Origin of the sequence: Leptolyngbya sp. FACHB-541, from assembly GCF_014695875.1 — a bacterium.
GTDB lineage: Bacteria > Cyanobacteriota > Cyanobacteriia > Elainellales > Elainellaceae > JAAUTN01.
The window spans coordinates 1-22,059 of the sequence record NZ_JACJPC010000052.1; the positions used below are offsets into that span (position 1 = coordinate 1).

A 22,059-nucleotide genomic window follows, 5' to 3' on the forward strand; every position below is an offset into this window, starting at 1 on the left:
AAGAGCAAAAGACCAGACCAGCCGATGAAGACGAATCTGTCGCGCTTGAGCCAGTCGTCGAGGACGTCAAACCATCCTCGTTCCGCTTGGGCGCGCCCCATTGCTATGGTCATTTCATAACCTCTTAATATTCATCAAATCCTCAAAAGGGCGGCAGGATAACTCTTTTACTACTGTAAAAGAGACTCTGCTAGTAGAAAAGGCGGACTTTTAATTTAGCGTCGGCAGATGCTAAATAGCTGACTCTTCGATCAGCGCACCTTTCACGCCTGCTCTTTGACGAGCAACCGACGGGTGTTACCGGATAGGATTTAACGTTTCTATATGATAGGGATATATGAAAATTTTTACAATCTGACACGATAATCTCAGCAACAGATTTGTGAAAAATCCTGTCTTATCGCCTTGTTCTATGTCACAACTCCCTTGAGGTTAGATAATGGGGACTGAACGTTTCCTCTAATTCTGAACCGACTTCATCGAACCTGAGCGGATCACCATGGCTACACAAACCGTATCTACAACCGACAAAGACAAAATATTCCGTCAGCAAGTTTTGGGGTCGCGTCGTCTCAGCAACTACTGGTGGGCAACTGTGATCACCGTTGGTGCCACTGGCTTTCTGCTGTCTGGAATTTCTAGCTATTTCCAAGTCAACCTGCTGCCCTTTTCCGATCCCACTCAGCTGATTTTTATTCCACAGGGACTCGTAATGGGTTTGTATGGAACACTGGGTCTGCTGTTGGGAGCTTACCTCTGGCTAATTATTACCTGGGATGTAGGCGGTGGGTATAACGAATTTAACCGAGAGACTGGGTTGGCCACCGTGTTCCGTTGGGGATTTCCAGGGAAAAACCGCCGAATTGAGGTGTCTTATCCCCTAGAGGATGTGCAGGCAATTCGAGCTGACATCAAGGAAGGGTTGAACCCTCGTCGTGCCCTCTATCTACGCGTCCAGGGTAAGGGAGAAACACCACTAACTAGAGTGGGGCAGCCATTGCCACTGTCTGATTTAGAAAATCAGGGAGCTGAGTTAGCTCGTTTTCTCGGTGTGCCTTTGGAAGGGCTATAAAGCGCGAGTAGTGAAAGGGCTTTTCATTAAGAGTTTGGTTGATAAGAATGAAAATCATGATTAATCAATGGGTTGTATCAGTTTTTGTCGTGGTGGCTCTGCTGGTTGGGGGGTGTTCGCCCGCAGCAGATACGACCTCAACGACAGATCCTGCTGCGACCGAAACTGCCTCTGTTCCGGCGGTTGAGGCAAGCCCTCAACCGCCGGATTTGCCCCGCCTGGAAGGTGAGGCAACGGTTGAAATGGTTGTTAACGGTTCAACTATCACGATTCAGGTAGACGGAACCAATGCACCCATTACAGCGGGAAATTTTGTTGACCTGGTACAGCGTGGAGTTTATGACGGGTTAACATTTCACCGCGTCGTGAAGCAGCCAGAGCCGTTTGTGGTGCAGGGGGGCGACCCGCAAGGCAGCGATCCAAATTTCCCAGCAGAGCAGTTAGGAACGGGCGGTTTTATTGACCCGGATACTTCTGCACCCCGCTACATTCCTTTAGAAATCAAGCCAGAAGGCGCAGAGGAACCTGTCTATAGCCAAACTCTCGATCCGGGTGGCGCGCAACCTGTGTTAAAGCACACGCGTGGTGCTGTGGCGATGGCTCGGTCTAATTTGCCGGATTCGGCTTCGTCTCAGTTTTATTTTGCGCTGTCTGATCTGAGTTTCCTCGATGGTAGCTATGCCGTGTTTGGCTATGTGACTGAAAGGATGGATGCAGTAGATCAGATTCAGCAGGGCGATCGCATTGAGTCTGCTAGAGTCACCGCCGGAGCAGAGAACCTGCAAGGTGGCGGAGCCGCAGCTTCAACCGATGCACCCACCCAGCAGCCCCAGTAGTCCTTTGCGGTGGAAGTTGTAGTTACAGGAATTGGGCTAGTTTCAGCGTTAGGAAATCTGGAGCAAACCTGGAGGCGCTCGCTCTCTAAAGAAACCGCAATCTGCCTCCAGCAGCCCTTTTCCGAATTAGCCCCACGCCCTCTAGCGCTAATTGGCAATTCTCCTAGTGCGCTGTTGCCTCTAGTGCAAGTGGCGATCGCCGCTCTCCAGGATGCTGGACTGGAGCTTCCTTTAACCGATTGTGGGATTGTCGTCGGGTCCAGCCGGGGACAGCAAGCGCAGTGGGAAAAGCTGACTCGATCCAGACAAGACGGAATTGAGAATTGGCTAGAAACCTTGCCTAATGCAGCGGCGATCGCCACTGCTCATCAAGTGGGCGCAGTTGGACCAGTGCTATCCCCAATGGCGGCCTGTGCAACGGGATTGTGGGCGATCGCTCAAGCTTTTGAATTGATTCAAACGGGGCAGTGCGAAAGGGCGATCGCTGGGGCTGTCGAAGCCCCTATCACGCCGCTCACCTTGGCTGGCTTTACTCAGGTTGGGGCACTGGCTCAAACTGGAGCTTATCCCTTTGATCGCTATCGAGAAGGACTGGCGCTAGGGGAAGGTGGCGCAGTCTTTGTGCTGGAAACGGCAGAGTCAGCTAAAAAGCGAGCGGCAAAGGTCTACGGACGCATTCTCGGTTTTGGCTTGACGGCAGATGGTTATCACGTCAGCGCTCCTGATCCCGATGGGCGAGAAGGGGCGATCGCCATTAAGCAATGTCTGGAGCGAAGTGGCTTAACTCCAGAGGCGATCGGCTACATTCACGCTCACGGTACGGCAACTCAGCTAAACGACCGCAACGAGGCCCGCTTAATTCAGCGAATTTTTCCCAAAGGAGTGCCCGTCAGTTCTACCAAAGGCGCGACGGGTCATACCCTAGGCGCTTCTGGTGCCTTGGGAATTGCCTTTTGCTTAATGGCGCTAAAGCATCAAATATTGCCACCCTGTGTTGGCTTGAGTCAGCCAGAGTTTGATCTCGATTTAGTTACCGAACCTCGCCGCGTGACGATTCAAAACGCCCTTTGCCTTAGCTTTGGCTTTGGCGGACAAAACGCGGCGATCGCCTTAGGATGCTGATATTGCTGCGCTACCTAAATTCCTATGACCCTGACCGAACAAATTCTCTCGCAGTTACCTGGCGACGTGTTGGGTGGGCTGCGCCATGTCGATCGCCTTTGGCAAAGCTATAAACAAGACGAAATTCCAGCTACTTCAGTGGTTGAAACGAGTGCTGAACCGCTGCAAAGCGTGGATTGGGACGTGGTCGTTTGCGGCGGCACCTTAGGAATTATGCTGGGCTGCGCTCTGGCTCAGCGGGGTTGGCGCGCAGCAGTTTTAGAGCGGGGAATTTTGCGCGGGCGCGATCAGGAGTGGAATATTTCACGCAAAGAGCTAGAAGTGCTGGCGGAGTTAGAGTTGCTGAGCCAGGAGGAATTGGAAAGAGCGATCGCCACCCAATACAATCCTGCCTGCATCCGATTCCTGGATGGGGTTGAGCTTCAGGTTAAAGATGTTCTCAACATCGGCGTTGATCCCGTTTACCTGCTGGATACCTTAAAAGCAAAATTTTTAGCGGCTGGTGGACAGCTTTTTGAACACACCGCGTTTAGCTCAGCTACCATTCATCCGAATGGGGTGAATGTGTCAGCAGGAGAAGGGTTTACCAGCCGTTTGCTGTTAGACGCGATGGGGCACTTCTCACCCATTTCCCAACAGGTGCGAAAGGGACAAAAACCAGATGCCGTTTGTCTGGTCGTTGGCAGTTGCGCTCAGGGATTTCCAGAAAACCCTACGGGCGACCTGTTTGCTTCTTTCACACCGCTGCAAAACCAGTGCCAGTATTTTTGGGAAGCCTTTCCTGCCCGTGATGGCAGAACGACCTATCTGTTTACTTACCTGGATGCCCATACCGATCGCCCCAGCTTAGAAGACTTGTTTGAAGATTACCTGCGCCTTTTGCCGGAATATCAAAACGTTGAGTTGGAACAGTTAACCTTTCAGCGGGCATTGTTTGGATTCTTCCCCTGCTATAGGCAAAGTCCTTTACAGCCAGTGGGCGATCGCATCCTGCCCATAGGTGACAGCAGCGGCAGCCAATCCCCCCTCAGCTTTGGTGGCTTTGGCGCAATGATTCGCCATCTGAGACGTTTGACCGAAGGCATCAATCAGGCACTCGAGGCTGATTTGCTTGATCGTTCTGCCCTAGCCTTACTCCAGCCCTACCAACCTAACCTGTCCGTCACCTGGCTATTTCAACGGGCGATGAGCGCTGGAGTCAACCAAAAACCTGATCCCGACCAAATCAATGCCCTGCTCTCGGCTGTATTTGAGCAGATGGATCAGCTTGGCGATCGCGTTCTCAAGCCTTTCCTACAGGACGTTGTGCAATTTCCTGCGCTCTCCCAAGCAATGCTGAGAACTGCACTATTTCACCCAGGTGTAGTCCTGCGCGTCATTCCTCACGTTGGCTTGCCCGCCCTTCTAGATTGGACAATCCATTACTTAAACTTGGGCGTTTATAGCCTTCTCTCTCCCCTCGGACAAATGGTAGAACCCTGGACAAGAACGCTGACTTCAACCCAGCAATACTACTTTCATCGCTGGCTAGATGCCTGGAAATACGGCTCCGGAGGCGACTATGAAGAGGGACTAGGGGCTAGGGAGGATGAAGGATAAAGGATGAAGTAGATAGCATGGGAATAGGTATGAACAAAATGCTTTCCCTAGCCCTATCCAAACCTTAATCCTTAATCTCTATCATGGACTTCCCCCGCGCACGCCAGCTTTTTTACCAGGAGATTCGCCAACCTGACGAGGCGATCGCCCTCTCCAGAGCTGCACTCTACATTGCTCAGGAAGAATATCCAGACCTGGATGCAGAAGAATACACCAACGCGCTAGATACAATGGCGGCGGAAGTCGAGGAGCGTTTACCAAAAGAACAGTACCCGCTGCGAATTATTAAAACGATCAACCAATACCTTTACGAAGATTTAAAATTTGTAGGGAATGTTGAAGATTACTACGATCCCCGTAACAGTTATTTGAACCAGGTAATCGATCGCCGCACCGGAATTCCGATTACGCTCTCTCTGGTTTATCTCGAAATTGCCCAACGGCTTGACTTTCCAATGGTGGGAGTGGGAATGCCCGGACATTTCCTGATTCGTCCTGCCCTGGATGAGATGGAGGTGTTTGTCGATCCGTTTTATCAAGGGGAGATTTTGTTTCCGGCGGACTGTGAAGAGCGACTAAGCCAACTTTACGGCAAGCCCGTAGAATTGCAGCCAGAATTTGTCGAGGCGATCGCCCCTAAAAATTTTTTGGCGCGAATGCTGACCAATCTCAAAATGCTCTACCTGAATCGTGGAGAAATACCCAAAGCCTTGGCAGCGATTGAGAGAATTTTGTTGCTGTTTCCCGATGCGATCGGAGAGAGGCGCGATCGTGGCGTGGTTTACTACCACACAGGTCGCTGGATAGAAGCCAGTCAAGATCTGGAATATTACCTGGACAACACACCCGATGCAGAAGATGCCTCAATGCTACGCCAATTACTAAAGCGGATTAGCGACGATTCCTAAATCTGCTGAGTGGTAATCCTAAATTTATTCAAAGTCGTAAAGATTATTGTATAAATTTCACTCTGTATTTCAAGGTACAAAAGCAGATTGGTCACTATGTTTCTATAAGCTGCAAATAGCTGTTGAACTGTTTGATTAAAAAGTTTGATTCAGAGTCAGTCAGCAAGCTTTAGATCCTTAAGATCTGCGGTGCTTTGAAATGAATTACGCATTCGACTTTGGAGTCATTTGGGATAACGCTGGAGTTTTACTGGCTGGAGCCTGGTTGACTTTCAAGATATCGTTATTAGCCATTACCTTTGGCTTAATCATTGGCATCATTGGCGCAGCCTTTAGAACTTCTGAAAATCGCATTTTAGATGGAATTGCACTTGCCTACGTTGAGATTATTCGAAATACACCCTACCTGATTCAGCTTTTTTTCATCTTCTTCGGACTGCCCAATTTGGGGCTTAAGCTATCCGCAGAGCAAGCCGCGATTTTCTCACTGGCGGTTAACTTCGGAGCTTATTCAACCGAAATCGTGCGGGCAGGAGTACAAAGCATTGCCAAAGGGCAAATCGAAGCAGGATTGGCGATCGGGTTTAAGAAGTTAGCGGTGTTTCGCTATATTGTTTTGCCGCCTGCGTTAGCTAATGTTTATCCCGCCTTAATTGGGCAGGTAATTTTGGCAGTCTTGTTCACGAGCGTTGTCTCACAAATTGCGGCAGAGGATTTGACCTTCGCTGGAGATTATCTAAACGCTCGTACCTTTCGCAGCTTTGAAATTTATTTCACGATCGCCCTGATCTATCTAGCAATTGTTTGGTTAATCAAGCTCTTGTCTTTTCTAATTGAAAGACGATTCTTTGAGTTTGCTAAGTACAGACGCTAAGCAAGATATTTGAGAACAAAAGCTAAAAAAGATGGACGAATTTACTGTCTCTCGAATTTTTATTAATCTTCTAATTGCTGCAAAGTGGACAGTTATTTTGTCCCTCATTGCCTTCATCGGTGGAGGTATTGTTGGGGCTGCGATTACCTTGATGCGGATTTCTTCAAGTAAGTGGCTCAGGGGAATCAGTTGGGCATACATTGAATTTTTTCAAGGTACACCTCTGCTGCTGCAACTATTCCTGGCATTTTTTGGGCTATCGGTCGCTTTTGGCATCAACCTATCGCCGCTGCAAGCAGCAACCCTGGCACTTACTGGATTTACCAGTGCATTTTTAGCAGACATCTGGCGAGGTTCGATTGAAGCTCTTCCTCAGGGGCAATGGGAAGCGGGTTCTGCAATCGGGTTTGGCTATTTCAAACAGCTTCAGCTGATCATTTTGCCCCAGGCAGTAAGGATGTCAGTTGCTCCCACAGTTGGCTTTCTGGTGCAGGTGATTAAGGGAACTTCGCTGGCTTCCATCATCGGATTTACGGAACTGTCTCGCGCCGCAACTCAGATTAACAATGTGACTTTGCAATCCCTGCTGATTTTCTCGCTGGCAGGGGTGATCTATTTTCTGTTGTGCTATCCCCTTTCGACCTGGAGCCAGCACTTAGAGCGAAAACTGAGCTACAAAACCTGAGCATGGAGCGCTAAAAATGGTTTGGGATTTGTTAAAGGCACTGTTTTACACAAAGCTGCGACGAGTGTTGGCTTTGTTTTTCACCAGTTTGTTAATCACGATAAGTATTGCGTCCTGCTCTGCTGGGGAAGACACCGCTTCGGTGCGATCGCTAGCCACTATTGAAGCCGAAGAAATCGTCTTGCCCTATGCAGACGGTTCAACCCTGAGCAGAATTATGGAGAGGGGCACCGTCAGAGTTGCGGTTCCCGATGACTTCCCTCCCTTTGGTGCGGTTAACGCCACGATGCAGCTACAGGGCTATGACATTGATGTGGCGAATGAAATGGCTAAAGGGCTGGGGGTTGAGCTACAGCTAGTTCCGGTTGTAGGGAACTACCGCATTCCGTTTTTGCAGACCGATCGCGCTGATATGGTCATTTCTAGCTTAGGAAAAAACGCTGACCGTGAAGTGATTATCGACTTCTCTGAACCGTATGCTCCCTTCTTTTCTGGAGTCTACGGGGGCCCAGATATTCAGGTTTCTTCGCTTGAAGAACTGAATGGGCAGACGATAGGCGTCTCACAGGGTTCTCTAGAAGATTTAGAAATTTCCAAGCTACCCGCTGGAACAGTTGAGGTCAAGCGCTTTGCCAGCAACAGCTTAACGGCTTCTGCCCTGGTTTCTGGGCAGGTTGAACTGATTGCAACCGGCAACGTAGTAGCTGCCAAATTGATTCGTGATAACCCCGATCAGCAGATTGAGAGCAAATTCATCATGAAAGACTCTCCTTGCTACGTGGGCGTGCGTAAGGGTGACACAGAGTTTTTAACAGAAATCAACACTATCATCGCTGACTTAAAGCAGTCTGGGCGCTTAAACGAAATCTCGGTTCAATGGTTTGGTGAACCGTTACCGACCAGTCTCGCGAGCTAAATGACCAATGGCGATCGCACTCATCCTTAAAACAGGAGCACATCAGGCATGACATCTTTTGAGCCTCAAATCAATGCAGCAAGTACGGCAACCTTGGGCACTGAACCGATCATCGTCGCCAAAGATGTGGAGAAATGGTACGGCAACGGGTTTCACGTGCTTAAGGGAGTGAGCCTGACGGTGAATAAGGGCGAAGTGGTCGTGCTAATGGGTCCATCGGGGTCTGGTAAATCTACCTTTATTCGCACGTTTAATGGACTGGAACCCTATCAGGGCGGCAGCATTGAAATTGATGGAATTGCGATCGCCCACGACAACAAAGGAATTGAACTGGTGCGCCGAGAAGTCGGCATGGTATTTCAACAGTTCAACCTGTTTCCTCATCTGAGTGTGTTGAAGAATATCACGCTGGGTCCAATTCACCTGCGAGGAATGTCCCCAAGTGACGCAGAAGAACTGGGAATGAGTTTGCTCGATCGCGTCGGCATTTCTCACCAGGCAAGTAAGTATCCAGGGCAGCTTTCGGGCGGGCAGCAGCAGCGAGTGGCGATCGCCCGTGCCCTGGCTATGCGTCCTAAAGTAATGTTGTTTGACGAACCGACCTCAGCGCTTGACCCAGAAATGGTGAGAGAGGTGCTGGACGTAATGCGAAAACTGGCAGAGTCGGGCATGACGATGGTGTGTGTCACCCATGAAGTCGGATTTGCCCGTGAGGTCGCCGATCGCGTCATCTTCCTGGCAGAAGGACACCTGCTCACAGACACAACTCCTGATGAGTTTTTCAACCATCCTAAAGATGAGCGAGTGAAGAAATTTCTATCTCAAATTTTGCATTAGTTGCTGTAAACCTGTTTTGCTAGTTGAGTTTAAGCTCCATTTGAATATTGCAGCGCTCATAGTGTGAAGACGGTCTGACCACTTTTTGAAACCCTAGCTTTTGGTAAAGATTGATCGCAGGAGCTAAAGCAGTATTACTTTCTAGAAACACCGTTTTTGCGCCTAATTCGCGTGCTTTGTTGATCGCCGCTTGCCCTAACAGCCAGCCGATTCCTTTACCTTTAGCCGTTTCGGTGACTGCCATCTTTGCTAACTCATAGGTGTCATCATCCATTTTGATCAGGGCGCATGTTCCTACCATCTCACCATTAAAGCGAGCCATGTAAATATGTCCGCCAGTCGCCAAAATCTTCTCGTTAGGATGATTGAGGGATTGACGGTCAGCTTCTTCTAGCTTGAAATATTTTTCGATCCACTCATAATTCAAGCGCTTAAACTCATCGTGAAACTCTGGTTTGTAATCGATGATTTCAACCTGCTGACGTTCACGCACCTTACGGATTTCTTTGACCCGATCAAAAAAGCTTTGATTCGCAAGTAAAAACTCAACTTCCTCGATCGCTTTCCATAGATCATGCTGCATCTCTGCCAAGAGATCTTCAACCACTTGAGTGACATCAAGCTGCTGTTTATCAAGGTTAGGAATCAGTTGTTTTCCAATATCAGAAAGTTTTACAACACTTACCCTTGCGTCCTCAGCGCTTTTGTCAATCTTGACGAGTTTTTTCTTGCTCATCTCTTTGACAATTTGGCTTACAGACGGGTGTGAGTGACCGATCTTCTGAGCAATTTCAGTGATAGACGCACTTTCTTGATGGGAAAGCACATAAAAAACTGGAAACCACTTTGGGTCTAAGTTTGTTTCGTAGAGCGAATAGATTTTTGCAGCATCCTCTGTAAAAGTTTCGCTCAATCGCCGCAGACGGCTACCTAATGCCACCTTGCCGACTTGAGAGTAGAAATCCATAAGTATGCAACCGCTTACGTAATTAGCTACACATTATCATAAACGACACAAAGCCATCTTCGAGGGAAGTAACAGTACATCCTAGGGTCTAGGTGAGTGTTGGGTTTCGCTGTGCTACACCCAACCTACATTCGCTCTAAACTTTTTGTAGTCCTTGATAAACCTGCTCTGCCAAGCGCTTTAACCGTCGTAGCTGAGCCTGCATGTCTTGCTTAGTCCAATCCGCCGCAAATCGATCAAAGCCATAGCGGACGATCGTATTAGGAATCTCAAATTCAAATCGATTAATCAGATAAGTGCCGTCTTGATCAGGCTGACATTCCCAGCGATCGCGCCCTTTAAAGAACCCATCAAAGCCCCACACAATCAGCCCCGGTTCCCGCTCTAAAACCACACTTTCTAGAGTCGGCTGAATTAATGGAACCTTAATCACAAAGCGGCTTTTGCTGCCGACTTCGGTACTCCATACACCAACGGGGTCGCAGCGTAAAGCCGGATTTAACCAGCGGTGCATCAAAGTGCGATCGGTGATACATCGTTCAACCGTCGTTGCACTGGCCTTGATCTGAATCGATTGCTCAAAAACTTGACGAAATGGCATCCGATGCGTCGGAGTCACAACCTAAACTGCTACTCTACAGTAACCTTAAATTGATCTTGGCTGCTGCACCGCGATAGCTGCCCTTTTTCAGAACTTATTCCTTAAAAACGCAGGTTTTAGCGTATTATTCAGCACTAAGGTAGATGAAAGGCTCGGAGACAAAATTTACCCTTGCTGATGTAGCTTTTACGCAGTTTTGGTAATTTACGGTTGACCAGAGAGATTAAGCAAGGGAATCGCTGGTCAATCTAATGATAGCCACCTATGGTAGCTGCTATCTTCACGTTTGCTGTCGCTAGTTGAGGAAATAATGAACGAAACATGGCAGGGCATGGCGCAGGCGTTGATAGCCTCCACCTCAATGCCTAAAATGCACAGCATTTATACTTTCTTAGCTCAAGTAGAATCTGCACCCACGACCAGACCAGCAAGGGGAGGGGATGTGCTGCGGACGGTTGGTTCTGATTTGAGTGCTTCATTGCCGGACCTACTAAGGGCAATTGTGATCCTGGTAGTGGGTTGGCTAATTGCACTGATTGCAGCGGCGATCGTCAGAGGAATCTTAAAGCAAACAGACCTCGACAATCGTTTAGCTCGATCAGTTGTGGGCGGACAGCCAGGGGCAGAAGCTCCAGCCATCGAGAAGTGGATCTCTAGTGCTGTTTTCTGGCTAATTTTTATTTTCACGATTGTTGCGTTTCTTCAGGCGCTTCAGCTCACGGCTGTATCTGAACCTCTCAACAACTTCTTAAATCAAATTATTGGCTACCTGCCCGCCATTGCGGGAGCCGCGATTTTGCTGGGGGTTGCCTGGCTGCTAGCAACGTTGGTAAAGCTAATTGTCACCCGAACTCTGAAAGCTTTCAACATAGATGAGCGGTTGGGGCAACAGGTAGAAAGCCCATCCACCACTCCCCCCACGGATGCAGTGAGAGATCCCACTGTCCCAGGTGGTTATTCCACAACTAGCGCAGTAGATCCGAGAACTGGCACGGCTACGCCTCCGCCACCGTCCTCAAGAAATCAGTTTTCTCTCAGTGACACGATTGGAAACACCCTGTACTGGTTCATTTTCCTGCTATTCCTGCCGCTAATTTTAAATACGCTGGGGTTGCAAGGAACGCTGGCTCCTGTGCAGGAGTTGCTGAATGAAATTTTGGGCATTTTGCCGAATGTGTTTGCCGCGATTTTGATTGCAGCGGCAGGTTGGCTCGTTGCTCAAGTGGTACGGCGGATTGTGACCAACTTCCTGGCAGCAACTGGAACAGACCGAATTGGGACTCGACTAGGATTGAACCGGACCTCTGGAAGCCAATCGCTCTCCTGGATTCTTGGCACCGTTGTCTATGTTTTAATTCTGATTCCGACGGCGATCGCTGCCCTCAACGCTCTGCAAATTGAGGCGATCTCTGGGCCAGCGATCGCAATGCTAGAGCAGATTCTCACGGTACTACCGCAGATCTTTACTGCTGGACTAATTCTGGCTCTTGCTTATGTGATCGGACAGTTTCTCTCTGATCTCGTAACGGGTGTCCTGACCGGAGTTGGCTTTAACAACGTCTTCTATTGGCTGGGGCTACAGTCTACCCCTTCAGCCCCAACCTCTGCTACAGTTCCCCCTCCGGCTCAGCCCGAAGCGTTACAAGGGCGAGTTCCTCCTGCTACGGTGCCCACCAAAACGCCTTCGGAGGTCGCTGGGATCATTGTTCTAGTTGGGGTAATGTTGATTGCTGCACTTGCGGCAATCGATGTACTGAACATTCCGGCACTGACCGCCTTGGTAGGTGGAATAGTCTTGATTGCAGGGCGCATCTTAGCTGGACTGGTGGTATTTGCGATTGGCTTATACTTAGCGAACCTCGCCTTTAACTTGATTACGAGCTCTGGTGGTCGTCAAGCTAAAATCTTGGGTCAAGTCGCTCGGATTGCAGGTATCGCCTTCTCGGCTGCGATCGCATTGCAGCTAATCGGCGTTGCTAACGATATCGTCAATCTAGCGTTTGGCTTGCTCTTGGGTGCGATCGCAGTAGCGATTGCTTTGGCCTTTGGCTTAGGCGGTCGAGACGTTGCTGCTGAGCAGCTCCGCGAATGGTTAGCTTCGTTTAAGCAAAATCGTCTCTAATAATTCCCTAACTCCATTCGCAAGCATTAACTGGAGTACGGAGGTCATACCCTTCGCACTCCAGTTTTTTTGCGGTAGTAGCATTCTGTCAATCGAGAGATTAGAGCAAGGAATGATTCGTTTAGCCTTGAATAAAGGTGTCATAAATAGGAGAAAGTCCCGTGTCTGAGCGAGTATTGGTTGCAGGAGCAACGGGGGGCGTTGGGCAACTCACCGTCGCAAAGCTGCTTGAAAAAGGATACGCAGTGCGGGCCATGACCCGCAGTTCTGAGAAAGTGCAGCAGATGTTTGACGGCAAAGTGGAAGTGGCGATTGCCGACACCCGCCAACCTGAGACCCTTCCCGCTGCAACCCAGGGTATTACCCACATCATCTGCTGCACGGGCACGACCGCCTTCCCTTCAGCAAAATGGGATTTTGACTTCAGCTCACAAACCAATGGCTTTCAGCAAGTCTTGAACTGGGGCAAAGTGTTCTTGGACTCCAACTATCGCCGCACCCAGGCTAAAAACAGTCCTGAACAGGTTGATGCTCAAGGCGTGATTAACCTGATTGCAGCCGCTCCTAAGGACTTAAAGCGATTTGTGTTTGTCTCATCGTGTGGTGTTGAACACAAAGATAAACCACCCTACAGCTTCTTGAATGCCTTTGGCGTGTTGGATGCAAAACAGAAAGGTGAAACCGTACTGATTCAATCAGGATTGCCATACACCATTGTTCGACCGGGACGGCTGATTGATGGGCCATTTACCTCTTACGATCTCAATACTTTGCTCAAAGCGACAACTAACGGGAAGCAGGGCGTTGTAGTGGCTACGGGTGACACCTTGACTGGACAAACTAGCCGCATTGATGTCGCTGCTGCTTGTGTTGCAAGTGTGAATAGCTTGGCAGCGGAAAACAAAGTGTTTGAACTGATCAACCGGGGTGAAAGACCAGCCACGGTGGATTGGGAAGGGCTTTTTGCTCAACTGCCAGCTCATTAAGGCAGACTTAAGGACGCGCGACAATAGAAATTAGAATTTGTCCAGCCAGAAATGTTTTGGCAAGGACGTAGTGAATCGCGTCTCTACAAGTCTCAGAAATCTTTTCATTTACTTGACTTCACGGCTCAAAAGCGTCATCTTAAATATAACGCACGTTCGATATAAGATAAATCCTCAGGGAGTGGTGATATGCAGCAAGCAAAAAGTCTTCCTCAGCCGACCCCTTCCGCATCTGAAAAAGCTAACCGTGATGCGATTGAGTACCCAATCAGTGACAGTCAACAGCAGGGCTATGTAGAAAAACATAGATCCCTGCGGCAGTTCAAACCAATTAATCGGTTGTCGAAACGAGAATTAGAGATTCTAAAACTGCTGATTGAAGGTCGTAGCAACACCGAAATTGCGACGCTCCTTTACCTCAGTCCTAACACCATCAAAACTCACATTCGAGGAATTCTAAATAAGCTTTCCGTTGAAAACCGCATTCAGGCAGCAGTTGCAGCAGTGCGAATGGGATTGATGTAGAGCGTGCAACCCAACTGGTTTGAGCGCCTCCATTACGCATGAAACCTAAAGCATTTCAGCCGAAATTCTCATGAACTATCTAGATGAGCATCGTATGCTGAAGCTAGATAAACTCAACGTTTCATATCAACGTCACGAATGCCCAAAATTGTTGATCATAATGAGTACCGCAAAGACCTGCTAAACAGAGCCTTTGACCTGTTTGCCCAAAAAGGGTTTGCGGCGGTCACAATGCGCGAAATCGCGCAGGGGTTAGGCGTCTCTACTGGAACTTTGTATCACTACTTTCCTAGCAAGGAAGCCCTGTTTGAGCAACTCATGCAGGAAAAAGCGGATTACTACATTCTCATGCTGACTCGTGAGTTAGAAGGCGCAAAAACACTAACCGAACAGGTAGATGCGCTGGGAAGATTTCTGCAAAAAAATGAGGAGAGTTTAATCAAAGAGACTTACATCTCTGTTGATTTTTGTCGTCACTATGGCTGTGAAGCCTATCAAAACAATAGAGCCAATAAGCAAGCCGACGAACGCTTTAAGCAAACCGTGGCCAACTTTGACGGGATCACTAGTCCAGCCTTTCAACATTTCATGAAAAACTTGTTTATGGGGCTGTTACTCAATCGACTGTATGGAGATCAAGCTGCCTGCTTTAATGAGCAAGTATCTCTGCTAGGAAAAATGCTGACCGCTTATTTAGAAAAACATTCTGACTCTCAACCAGACTCTCAATAAATTGCGACCGCAGCGCACCGTTCCGTAATGCTTGATGCAGAACGGTGTTGCTTAGCCGAGGATGACTGACACGCGCCTTCAACAGTTCTTAGCCACAGAAGGATAAAGCTTGAGACAGCCGGATTTGGATTAGCAAGCTTTACAGAAGTTCATATTGCGTTAATATCTAGATACACTCACGTTGGCTCTGCATTAATACTTCCATGAATAAGAAATTACTCGCTCCTCTTGCAGCGATCGCTCTGAGCCTGGTGATTCTAGTGACTGCTGGCTTCAACCTTGGCTCTGGTCATCTTCTAGGCGAATCGAGAACTGATTACTTCATCAAATCAATCCAAGCTGATCGAGTTTTGTTAGTAGAACCAAATTTGCTGAGCTTTGTTAATTCAAATACAGCAGATGGCAGCATGAATGAACGCCTGCTCAGTGCGCTTGAGGAAATTGGACAGTCCTATACCGTCGACAGTGCAAGACCTATCCAGATCACCAAAAACATTGGCACCATTGTGCCTAATTTAGTGGTGTACGTTCAGCCAAAGCCATTGCAGCAAGACATCGGTGATGCTTTGGCAACAGGCAATGCAGTAACGGTTAACTAAAATTGGGTTTGTGTAAGCAGATCTGCGACTTCTTGAAGAAGTCGTAGATTTTAACGTTTTAGGTTGACAGCGTTTGGCTTACAGCAATTTCCACTTGTATAAACCACAAATCTCTTTAGAGGCGGTTTGCGAACCGCCTCTACGCTAAGGCTTATTCATCTGAAGATGGCTGTAAGTTCTTTATTTCGCCAGTACACTCGGATAAGGATATAAGGTCTGTACTGTTTTACGGTTCAACGGTTTGGGCTGCTCCACCTCCTCGGCGAGTTGGCTCTGCGGCTGCAATCATTGTTCCGTCAGGGTTGATGGCTATACCTGTAGCGGCTCCAATTTCGGCAACAGGTTCCAGCACATGTCCTAACTCGGCCAGGGCTAACCCCAACTCACTAGTTTCAAAGCCACTATCTACTTGAGTTACGCCTCCGTTGCGTTGAGAGATACGAGGAGCGGCGATCGCCTCATCAAGCGGTAGATCAAAGTCAAATACATTAAAGGCAATTCCTAGAACTGTTGTGATGATGGTTGAACCACCCGGAGAGCCAAAAGCTATCACTTGTCCATCTGGAGCAAAGGCGATCGTTGGAGACATACTGCTGCGTGGACGCTTTCCCGGTTCTGGGGTGTTGGGATGAGGACTTTCGGGGTCAAAGTCAGTTAACTCATTGTTGAGAAGAAATCCATATCCTGGGACAACAATGCCAGAGCCACCCGTAGACTCAATCGTGAGTGTGTAGGAAACGACATTGCCAAAGCGATCGGCAACGGTTAGGTGAGTGGTGGAAAGCCCCTCATGATCGCCAATTTGAGCAATAGGAGTGGCGGCAGTCATGCTGGGACTAGGATCAGTTTGATAGGGTAATGGATTGCCTGCTGTGGTGCGGGCTTCGCTCCCTTCAGGTGGGGCAGTATTTCTGATTAGCAATCGCCTCTCCGCTGTGTACTCTTCACTCAACAAACCTGCAAGAGGGACATCAACATACTCTGGATCGCCCAGAAAAGAAGAGCGATCGGCATATGCCAACCTCTCAGATTCAATAATGGCGTGTAAAGCTTGAGCGCGATCGAGTGTAGCTAAGTCAAACCCTTCCGCTAAATTAAGCGTTTGAAGTCCAGTAATGCCGCCACTGCTGGGCAGTCCCATACCGTAAATTGTGTAACCGCGATAGTCGGTCGCCACAGGTGGACGAACCTGTAAATGATACTCATCCAAATCATCTAAAGTCATTCCTCCCGGCAGTGCGGCAAAGGGTGTAATTTCCTGTGCGGGAGGGTTTTGCACCGTTTCTACAATTGCTTGTGCGATCTCACCTCGGTAGAACGCATTCACGCCTTGTTCAGCCAGCAGTCGATAGGTTTTTGCCAAATCTGGATTGCGAAAGGTTGAACCCACTTCGGGCAGCCCATTCGCTAGGTAAAGCGATCGGGTAGGAATGTAGGCACCAAATCGCTCTTGATTCTGCTCAAGCTGAGTGACAAAGGTTGTATCTACCTCGAAACCGTTTTCTGCAATGGCGATCGCAGGTTCTAAAGCTTCTGCCAATGAGATCGTGCCATAGCGACTTAAAGCCTCTGCCCAAGTTAGAGGGGTGCCCGGTACACCAACAGCAAGTCCGGTGCTGATGCGATCGGGGGAAAACGGTAACAGTTCTCCTGGATTGTTGGGATCGTTAAACATATCCACACTGGCAGAAGCGGGAGCCTGTTCGCGTCCATCCAATGTGATCACTCGATCGGCATCCTTCAGGTAAATCACCATAAAGTCGCCACCCCCAATTCCTGCCGAAAAGGGTTCGACTACACCCAGTGCCGCCGCTGCCGCAACCGCTGCATCAATTGCATTACCGCCTGACTGTAGCACTTCAATTCCAACCTCGGTTGCTCTTGCATCGACTGAGGCAACCGCCCCACCCCTTCCTCTAGCAACTGCTGCTGCTCCTTCCTGGGCACGAGGTGGTGCGCCTGTTAGCAATACAATTCCTAAAAAAATGGCGATCGCCAAAACGGCAATAACTCGTCGTCGTCTCATCTCTCACCCCCTTTTGAATACGGAGTATGGTAAACGAGTTGAGCCAATAGGGAAACCTAAGTCAGTTCAAACTCTCTTATTACTAAACTCGATTTCACCAACAGGAGAAAAGTATTAGAAAACCTATCCAAAGATAGTTGTGTTTGCAACTCATTTTTAGGCTCTGTGAAGGCGCAACGGTGGTGGATTTAGGGTGAGTAATCGCTGTATCAGCCCATTACCAATACTGCTTAGGCTACATTCAAACTGTTTCTGTATCATCCATTACAGTCAGCAGTTTCCACTACCCTCTATTGAATAGGTATAAATTGAAGAAGCGTTTGCGCTCAGGCGAGTGGCGTTGCATGAAAGCAAACACCTGGCAGCATTGAAAGGGACTATTGATTGTGATTGACCAGTATAACCCCGGAGACTTTTACGATGAGCTATTTGCGGCAAAGGGGCAACCCCGAGCCGAAGCCACGCTGCTGATTGAGCGAATTCAGTCCTTGACTCTACAAGAACTTCAGCGACGGCAGCAGGCTGCCCAGAATGCTTTGTTTAAGCTAGGGGTAACGTTTAATGTCTATGGCGACAATCAAGGAACTGAGCGAATTTTTCCGTTTGATATTGTGCCACGCATTGTTTCAGCTCAGGAATGGAGCTGGCTGGAGCAAGGGTTAAAACAGCGAATTCAAGCTCTAAATCTTTTTTTAGCAGACATCTACGGAGAGCAGAAGATTCTCAAAGATGGAGTAATTCCTGCTGAGCTAATTTATTCAGCGTCGGGATTTCTCAAACCCTGCATGGAGTTGAAGCCACCTCAGGGGATCTGGTGTCACATTACCGGGACGGATCTGGTACGCGATCGCAGCGGTCAATGGTATGTCCTAGAAGATAACCTGCGCTGTCCTTCTGGCGTTTCCTATGTGCTAGAAAACCGGCGCGTGATGAAAAACACCTTTCCCCTGGTGTTTAACTCGATGGCAATTCAGCCAGTTGATGATTACGCCAGTCAGCTCCTTGAAACGCTGTTAAACCTGGCTTCTTCGGGTTTGCCTGATCCTACAGTAGTGGTACTAACGCCTGGAATCTACAACTCTGCTTACTTTGAACACTCCTTCCTGGCACAGCAAATGGGTATTGAGTTGGTCGAAGGGCGAGATCTGGTGGTGGCAGATGGCTATCTGCAAATGCGAACGACTAGAGGACTGCAACGAGTTGATGTGATTTACCGTCGCATAGATGATAACTTTATTGATCCAAAGGCATTTCGAGCAGATTCGTTATTGGGTGTTCCTGGGCTGACCGAGGTGTATAAGCAAGGACGGGTAGCGATCGCCAATGCCTTAGGAACAGGCGTAGCAGACGATAAAGTAATTTACGCCTATGTGCCTCAAATTATTCGCTACTACCTGGACGAAGACCAGATGTTGCCTAACGTTCCCACTTATCTTTGCTGGGAAGCCGACCAACAGTCACATGTATTAGCCAATTTGGATAAGCTAGTAGTCAAAGCTGCTAATGAATCAGGTGGCTATGGAATGCTGGTCGGGCCCCACGCTACTGTTGAGCAGCGTGAAGAGTTTGCTGAACGGATCAAAGCCAGCCCCCGCAACTACATCGCGCAACCAACCTTATCTCTATCGCGAATGCCCACTTTCTTAGACGATCATTTTGATGGTCGCCACGTTGATTTACGTCCTTACATCCTCTATGGCAAAGACATTTACGTGACTCCGGGTGGGCTGACTCGCGTGGCGTTGAGGAAAGGTTCACTGGTGGTCAACTCATCTCAGGGGGGTGGCAGCAAAGATACCTGGGTGGTGCAATAGTTAAAACCTAGAATTTGCTCACCTATCCCTCTCAACCCTTACTCATTTTTTATGTCTTATGTTAAGTCGCGTTGCAGATTCAATTTACTGGCTCAATCGCTATGTAGAACGGGCAGAAAATGTAGCTCGGTTTGTTGATGTTAACTTTAACCTGCTGCTAGATTCTCCCGTCGGTGTAGCTCAACAGTGGAAGCCGCTGGTGGTTACAACCGGTGACTTATCTTTGTTTATGGAGCGCTATGGTGAGTTCACTCCGGAAAATGTAATTCACTTTCTCACCTTTGACCATCAATATTCCAACTCCATCTTGTCCTGCTTGCGATCGGCGCGAGAGAATGCCCGCTCGGTGCGAGAAATCATTTCCTCGGAAATGTGGGAACAGGTCAACGCCTTCTATCTGATGGTGAAAGAAGCATCTCAAATGCAGCAGCTATCAGAACTGTTTGGCTTCTTTTCTGAGGTGAAAATGGCCAGTCATCTGTTTGCAGGCGTAATGGATGCCACCATGACTCACAACGAGGGTTGGCACTTTGGGCAAATCGGCAGACTGTTGGAACGGGCAGATAAAACAGCGCGAATTCTAGATGTGAAGTATTTCATTCTGTTGCCGTCGGTGAAAGATGTTGGAACAGCACTGGATGAGTTGCAGTGGATTGCATTGCTTAAATCTGCCAGTGCCTATGAGATGTATCGCAAATGCCAACATCGGATTACCCCAAATGATGTGGCAGAGTTTTTAATTTTAGATCGTGAGTTTCCTCGCTCCATTCAGTTTTGTCTCTTGCAGGCGGAGCGATCGCTCTATCAAATCACGGGTTGCTTACCGGGCACCTGGCAAAATCCAGTTGAGCGAACGTTAGGAAGACTGCGCTCTGAGCTAGACTACCTGACAATTGAAGAAATTAACCAGCGAGGCTTACATCAGTTTCTGGACGACCTGCAAAGCCGAATTAACAGCGTTGGAGAAAAGATGTTCAAGACCTTTTTTGCCTTAGAACCCATGCACCAAGTTCAGTAATTAAACTGTGTATTACAAAATTACTCACGTCACGACTTACAGCTACGAGCATCCAGTCACCTTGTCTCCTCATGTGCTGCGATTGCGTCCTCGTTCTGATGTCGCTCAAACGCTGCACCGTTTCTCACTAGAAACTGATCCACAACCAATTCGAGTCGTCGAAAATATTGACATGGATGGCAATGCAGAACTGCGACTGTGGTTTGCAGAAGAGGCGATCGCCACGCTCACCATCACCACCACTTCAGAAGTTGAGACCTTTCGCACAAACCCCTTTGACTATTTAGTAGAATCCTGGGCTATCCAACTCCCGGTTAACTATCCTGCTTCACTCCTGACGCAGTTACAACCTTATTTAGGGGGACAATTCCTTTACTTTTCGAGCAGCGTTGATCCGGTTGCAGTTCAACTGGCTGAGGAGATTTGGCAAGATACGAACAATACCATTTCTTTTCTCACCACGCTCAACCAGCGGATTCACGAAAGCTGCAAATATATCGTGCGAGAAACGGGTGAACCGTTTCCGGCTGGTATCACCTGGACGCAGAAGTCAGGTTCATGTCGCGACCTGGCAGTGCTGTTTGTTGAAACCTGTCGGGCGATCGGACTGGCGGCTCGATTTGTAAGTGGCTATCAGTCGGATGAGCCAAAAGAGGCAGAGGGTGAAGGGGGCGATCGCCAAACAGATACTCAACCTACACCTTCTCAAGAACATCATCTCCATGCTTGGGCAGAAGTTTACCTGCCAGGGGCTGGCTGGCGTGGCTATGACCCTACTCAGGGCTTAGCTGTAGCCGACCATCACATTGCACTAGTTGCTAGCCCTTTTGCCCGTCAAACGGTTCCGATCGTGGGTAGCTTAAAACAGGGTGTAGGGACAAAATCAGAAATGCAGTATCACTTATCTATCGCCGCTGCTCTGGTAAAACCTTGAAACAGATCTTTTTACCCAATGCTATAGAAGTGAATTATTTGATTGTACACAGGTAGTAAAGCCACATATCAGTATTAGCGGACCACTCATTTTTAGTTTTAAGCTCCAACCCATTTTTCCAAGAATAAACTTGGATATTGCTAAAGTTAGTTTCTAACTGGTTAATTTGTTCTTGAGGTCTAACATAGTAAGTTTTTAAGCGAAAGTTGTGAGACTCGTCTTTAATAGTGGCGTGTGTAGATAGACTTAACTGCTCCAAAGTCGTTGAGTAATTGAAGCAGCGTAATAAAGTCAACATCACCAAATTGACATAGGTTGTGATCGGGTTCAGGCTCATTTGATTTCTCCAGTTAAACTCTCGTTCTATCCGCTGGAGGTTATGGCTGGAGAAGAAGAAATAGCCTCCGGGTTTACTCACTCTGCTCACTTCTTGAAGCACTTTCAACCGATCGCTGTGAGAAACATAATCAATGCCATTAAAGCTAAACATAATAAAATCGAAAGTATTATCCTTAAATCGACTCATATCTCTAGCATCACAAACTTCAAAAGCTGTGTCAGAGGATGCTGCAAAACGCCTTTGGCAAGCCCCAATCATCTCTGTAGAGTAGTCAATACCAACATACTCCAGCACTAATTTAGAGAAGTGTTGGGTTGTGCGCCCTCCACCTACTCCAATATCGAGCATTCTTATACTCGACCATTGATTTTGAAACCGATCAAGAACAGTTTGTTCAGCAGGCTGTAGCATCCTCAACTGAGTGTAATGCTGGACGATACTACGGGCTTTGTAGAGCTTTCTATTATTCTCGTCAAGCATGAAGGGTCATGCCTGAGTTTTGCTTTCGACCGAAATTAGCTTGCATTCAGAGACAATAAGGATATC

The 22,059-nt window shown here is 48.3% G+C and carries 20 protein-coding genes and 2 pseudogenes; 17 read left to right on the forward strand and 5 right to left on the reverse strand.

Annotated elements, in window-relative coordinates; all coding sequences use genetic code 11:
- Positions 1 to 113: pseudogene (locus H6G00_RS11515) on the reverse strand (photosystem II D2 protein (photosystem q(a) protein)); the annotation flags it as partial.
- Between the two features lie 386 nt (positions 114 to 499).
- Between H6G00_RS11515 and H6G00_RS11520 the strand changes: the two are divergent.
- From H6G00_RS11520 to H6G00_RS11560, 9 genes are all read left to right on the forward strand, one after another.
- Positions 500 to 1,072 (forward strand): photosystem I assembly protein Ycf4, encoded by a 573-nt coding sequence (locus tag H6G00_RS11520; RefSeq protein ID WP_190646549.1) that lies wholly within the window; start codon positions 500 to 502, stop codon positions 1,070 to 1,072.
- Positions 1,073 to 1,119: 47 nt separating this feature from the next.
- Entirely contained in the window at positions 1,120 to 1,908 is a 789-nt protein-coding gene (locus H6G00_RS11525) for a peptidylprolyl isomerase (protein WP_190796839.1), read from the forward strand.
- 9 nt (positions 1,909 to 1,917) lie between these two features.
- A complete protein-coding gene (locus tag H6G00_RS11530; RefSeq protein ID WP_190796840.1) occupies positions 1,918 to 3,030 on the forward strand; it encodes a beta-ketoacyl-ACP synthase in 1,113 nt (370 codons plus the stop codon).
- A gap of 24 nt (positions 3,031 to 3,054) precedes the next feature.
- Positions 3,055 to 4,629: an FAD-binding oxidoreductase gene (locus H6G00_RS11535; RefSeq protein WP_190796841.1), complete on the forward strand. Its 1,575-nt coding sequence runs from the start codon at positions 3,055 to 3,057 to the stop codon at positions 4,627 to 4,629.
- 83 nt (positions 4,630 to 4,712) lie between these two features.
- Positions 4,713 to 5,537, forward strand: coding sequence for a SirB1 family protein (locus H6G00_RS11540; protein WP_190796842.1), 825 nt, complete (start codon positions 4,713 to 4,715; stop codon positions 5,535 to 5,537).
- 199 nt (positions 5,538 to 5,736) lie between these two features.
- Positions 5,737 to 6,411: an amino acid ABC transporter permease gene (locus tag H6G00_RS11545; RefSeq protein WP_190646544.1), complete on the forward strand. Its 675-nt coding sequence runs from the start codon at positions 5,737 to 5,739 to the stop codon at positions 6,409 to 6,411.
- A 31-nt stretch (positions 6,412 to 6,442) separates the two neighbouring features.
- Positions 6,443 to 7,096 carry an amino acid ABC transporter permease gene (locus H6G00_RS11550; protein ID WP_190796843.1) on the forward strand — a complete coding sequence of 218 codons (654 nt, stop codon included), beginning with the start codon at positions 6,443 to 6,445 and terminating at the stop codon, positions 7,094 to 7,096.
- Positions 7,097 to 7,112: 16 nt separating this feature from the next.
- Entirely contained in the window at positions 7,113 to 8,012 is a 900-nt protein-coding gene (locus H6G00_RS11555; RefSeq protein ID WP_190796844.1) for a transporter substrate-binding domain-containing protein, read from the forward strand.
- Between the two features lie 48 nt (positions 8,013 to 8,060).
- Complete coding sequence (locus H6G00_RS11560) at positions 8,061 to 8,849, forward strand: amino acid ABC transporter ATP-binding protein (protein WP_190796845.1); 789 nt, start codon at positions 8,061 to 8,063, stop codon at positions 8,847 to 8,849.
- A gap of 19 nt (positions 8,850 to 8,868) precedes the next feature.
- Here the strand turns inward: H6G00_RS11560 and H6G00_RS11565 are convergent, their stop codons facing one another.
- Positions 8,869 to 9,816: a bifunctional helix-turn-helix transcriptional regulator/GNAT family N-acetyltransferase gene (locus H6G00_RS11565; RefSeq protein WP_190796846.1), complete on the reverse strand. Its 948-nt coding sequence runs from the start codon at positions 9,814 to 9,816 to the stop codon at positions 8,869 to 8,871.
- Between the two features lie 136 nt (positions 9,817 to 9,952).
- Positions 9,953 to 10,417 (reverse strand): SRPBCC family protein, encoded by a 465-nt coding sequence (locus tag H6G00_RS11570; protein ID WP_190688323.1) that lies wholly within the window; start codon positions 10,415 to 10,417, stop codon positions 9,953 to 9,955.
- A gap of 310 nt (positions 10,418 to 10,727) precedes the next feature.
- On the opposite strand from H6G00_RS11570, the gene H6G00_RS11575 reads away from it, so the two are divergent.
- From H6G00_RS11575 to H6G00_RS11595, 5 genes and pseudogenes are all read left to right on the forward strand, one after another.
- On the forward strand, positions 10,728 to 12,539 hold the full coding sequence (locus tag H6G00_RS11575) for a mechanosensitive ion channel (RefSeq protein ID WP_190796847.1): 1,812 nt from the start codon (positions 10,728 to 10,730) through the stop codon (positions 12,537 to 12,539).
- Positions 12,540 to 12,700: 161 nt separating this feature from the next.
- Positions 12,701 to 13,525 (forward strand): SDR family oxidoreductase, encoded by an 825-nt coding sequence (locus tag H6G00_RS11580; RefSeq protein ID WP_347278172.1) that lies wholly within the window; start codon positions 12,701 to 12,703, stop codon positions 13,523 to 13,525.
- A gap of 339 nt (positions 13,526 to 13,864) precedes the next feature.
- Positions 13,865 to 14,050: pseudogene (locus H6G00_RS35285) on the forward strand (LuxR C-terminal-related transcriptional regulator); the annotation flags it as partial.
- 138 nt (positions 14,051 to 14,188) lie between these two features.
- The gene (locus tag H6G00_RS11590) at positions 14,189 to 14,782 is read left to right on the forward strand and encodes a TetR/AcrR family transcriptional regulator (RefSeq protein ID WP_190646536.1); all 594 of its coding nucleotides are present in this window, start codon (positions 14,189 to 14,191) and stop codon (positions 14,780 to 14,782) included.
- A gap of 203 nt (positions 14,783 to 14,985) precedes the next feature.
- A complete protein-coding gene (locus H6G00_RS11595; protein WP_190796849.1) occupies positions 14,986 to 15,381 on the forward strand; it encodes a hypothetical protein in 396 nt (131 codons plus the stop codon).
- A gap of 226 nt (positions 15,382 to 15,607) precedes the next feature.
- On the opposite strand, the gene ggt is transcribed toward H6G00_RS11595, so the two are convergent.
- The gene (gene ggt, locus H6G00_RS11600; RefSeq protein ID WP_190796850.1) at positions 15,608 to 17,407 is read right to left on the reverse strand and encodes a gamma-glutamyltransferase; all 1,800 of its coding nucleotides are present in this window, start codon (positions 17,405 to 17,407) and stop codon (positions 15,608 to 15,610) included.
- Positions 17,408 to 17,790: 383 nt separating this feature from the next.
- On the opposite strand from ggt, the gene H6G00_RS11605 reads away from it, so the two are divergent.
- Genes H6G00_RS11605 through H6G00_RS36605 form a run of 3 tightly spaced genes read left to right on the forward strand, consistent with a single transcriptional unit; the run spans position 17,791 to position 21,173 of the window.
- A complete protein-coding gene (locus tag H6G00_RS11605; RefSeq protein WP_190796884.1) occupies positions 17,791 to 19,221 on the forward strand; it encodes a circularly permuted type 2 ATP-grasp protein in 1,431 nt (476 codons plus the stop codon).
- A gap of 58 nt (positions 19,222 to 19,279) precedes the next feature.
- Positions 19,280 to 20,239: an alpha-E domain-containing protein gene (locus H6G00_RS11610; protein ID WP_190796851.1), complete on the forward strand. Its 960-nt coding sequence runs from the start codon at positions 19,280 to 19,282 to the stop codon at positions 20,237 to 20,239.
- A gap of 7 nt (positions 20,240 to 20,246) precedes the next feature.
- Complete coding sequence (locus H6G00_RS36605) at positions 20,247 to 21,173, forward strand: transglutaminase family protein (RefSeq protein ID WP_190796852.1); 927 nt, start codon at positions 20,247 to 20,249, stop codon at positions 21,171 to 21,173.
- Between the two features lie 34 nt (positions 21,174 to 21,207).
- On the opposite strand, the gene H6G00_RS11620 is transcribed toward H6G00_RS36605, so the two are convergent.
- Positions 21,208 to 21,993, reverse strand: coding sequence for a class I SAM-dependent methyltransferase (locus H6G00_RS11620; RefSeq protein WP_190646531.1), 786 nt, complete (start codon positions 21,991 to 21,993; stop codon positions 21,208 to 21,210).
- Positions 21,994 to 22,059 lie beyond the last annotated feature (66 nt).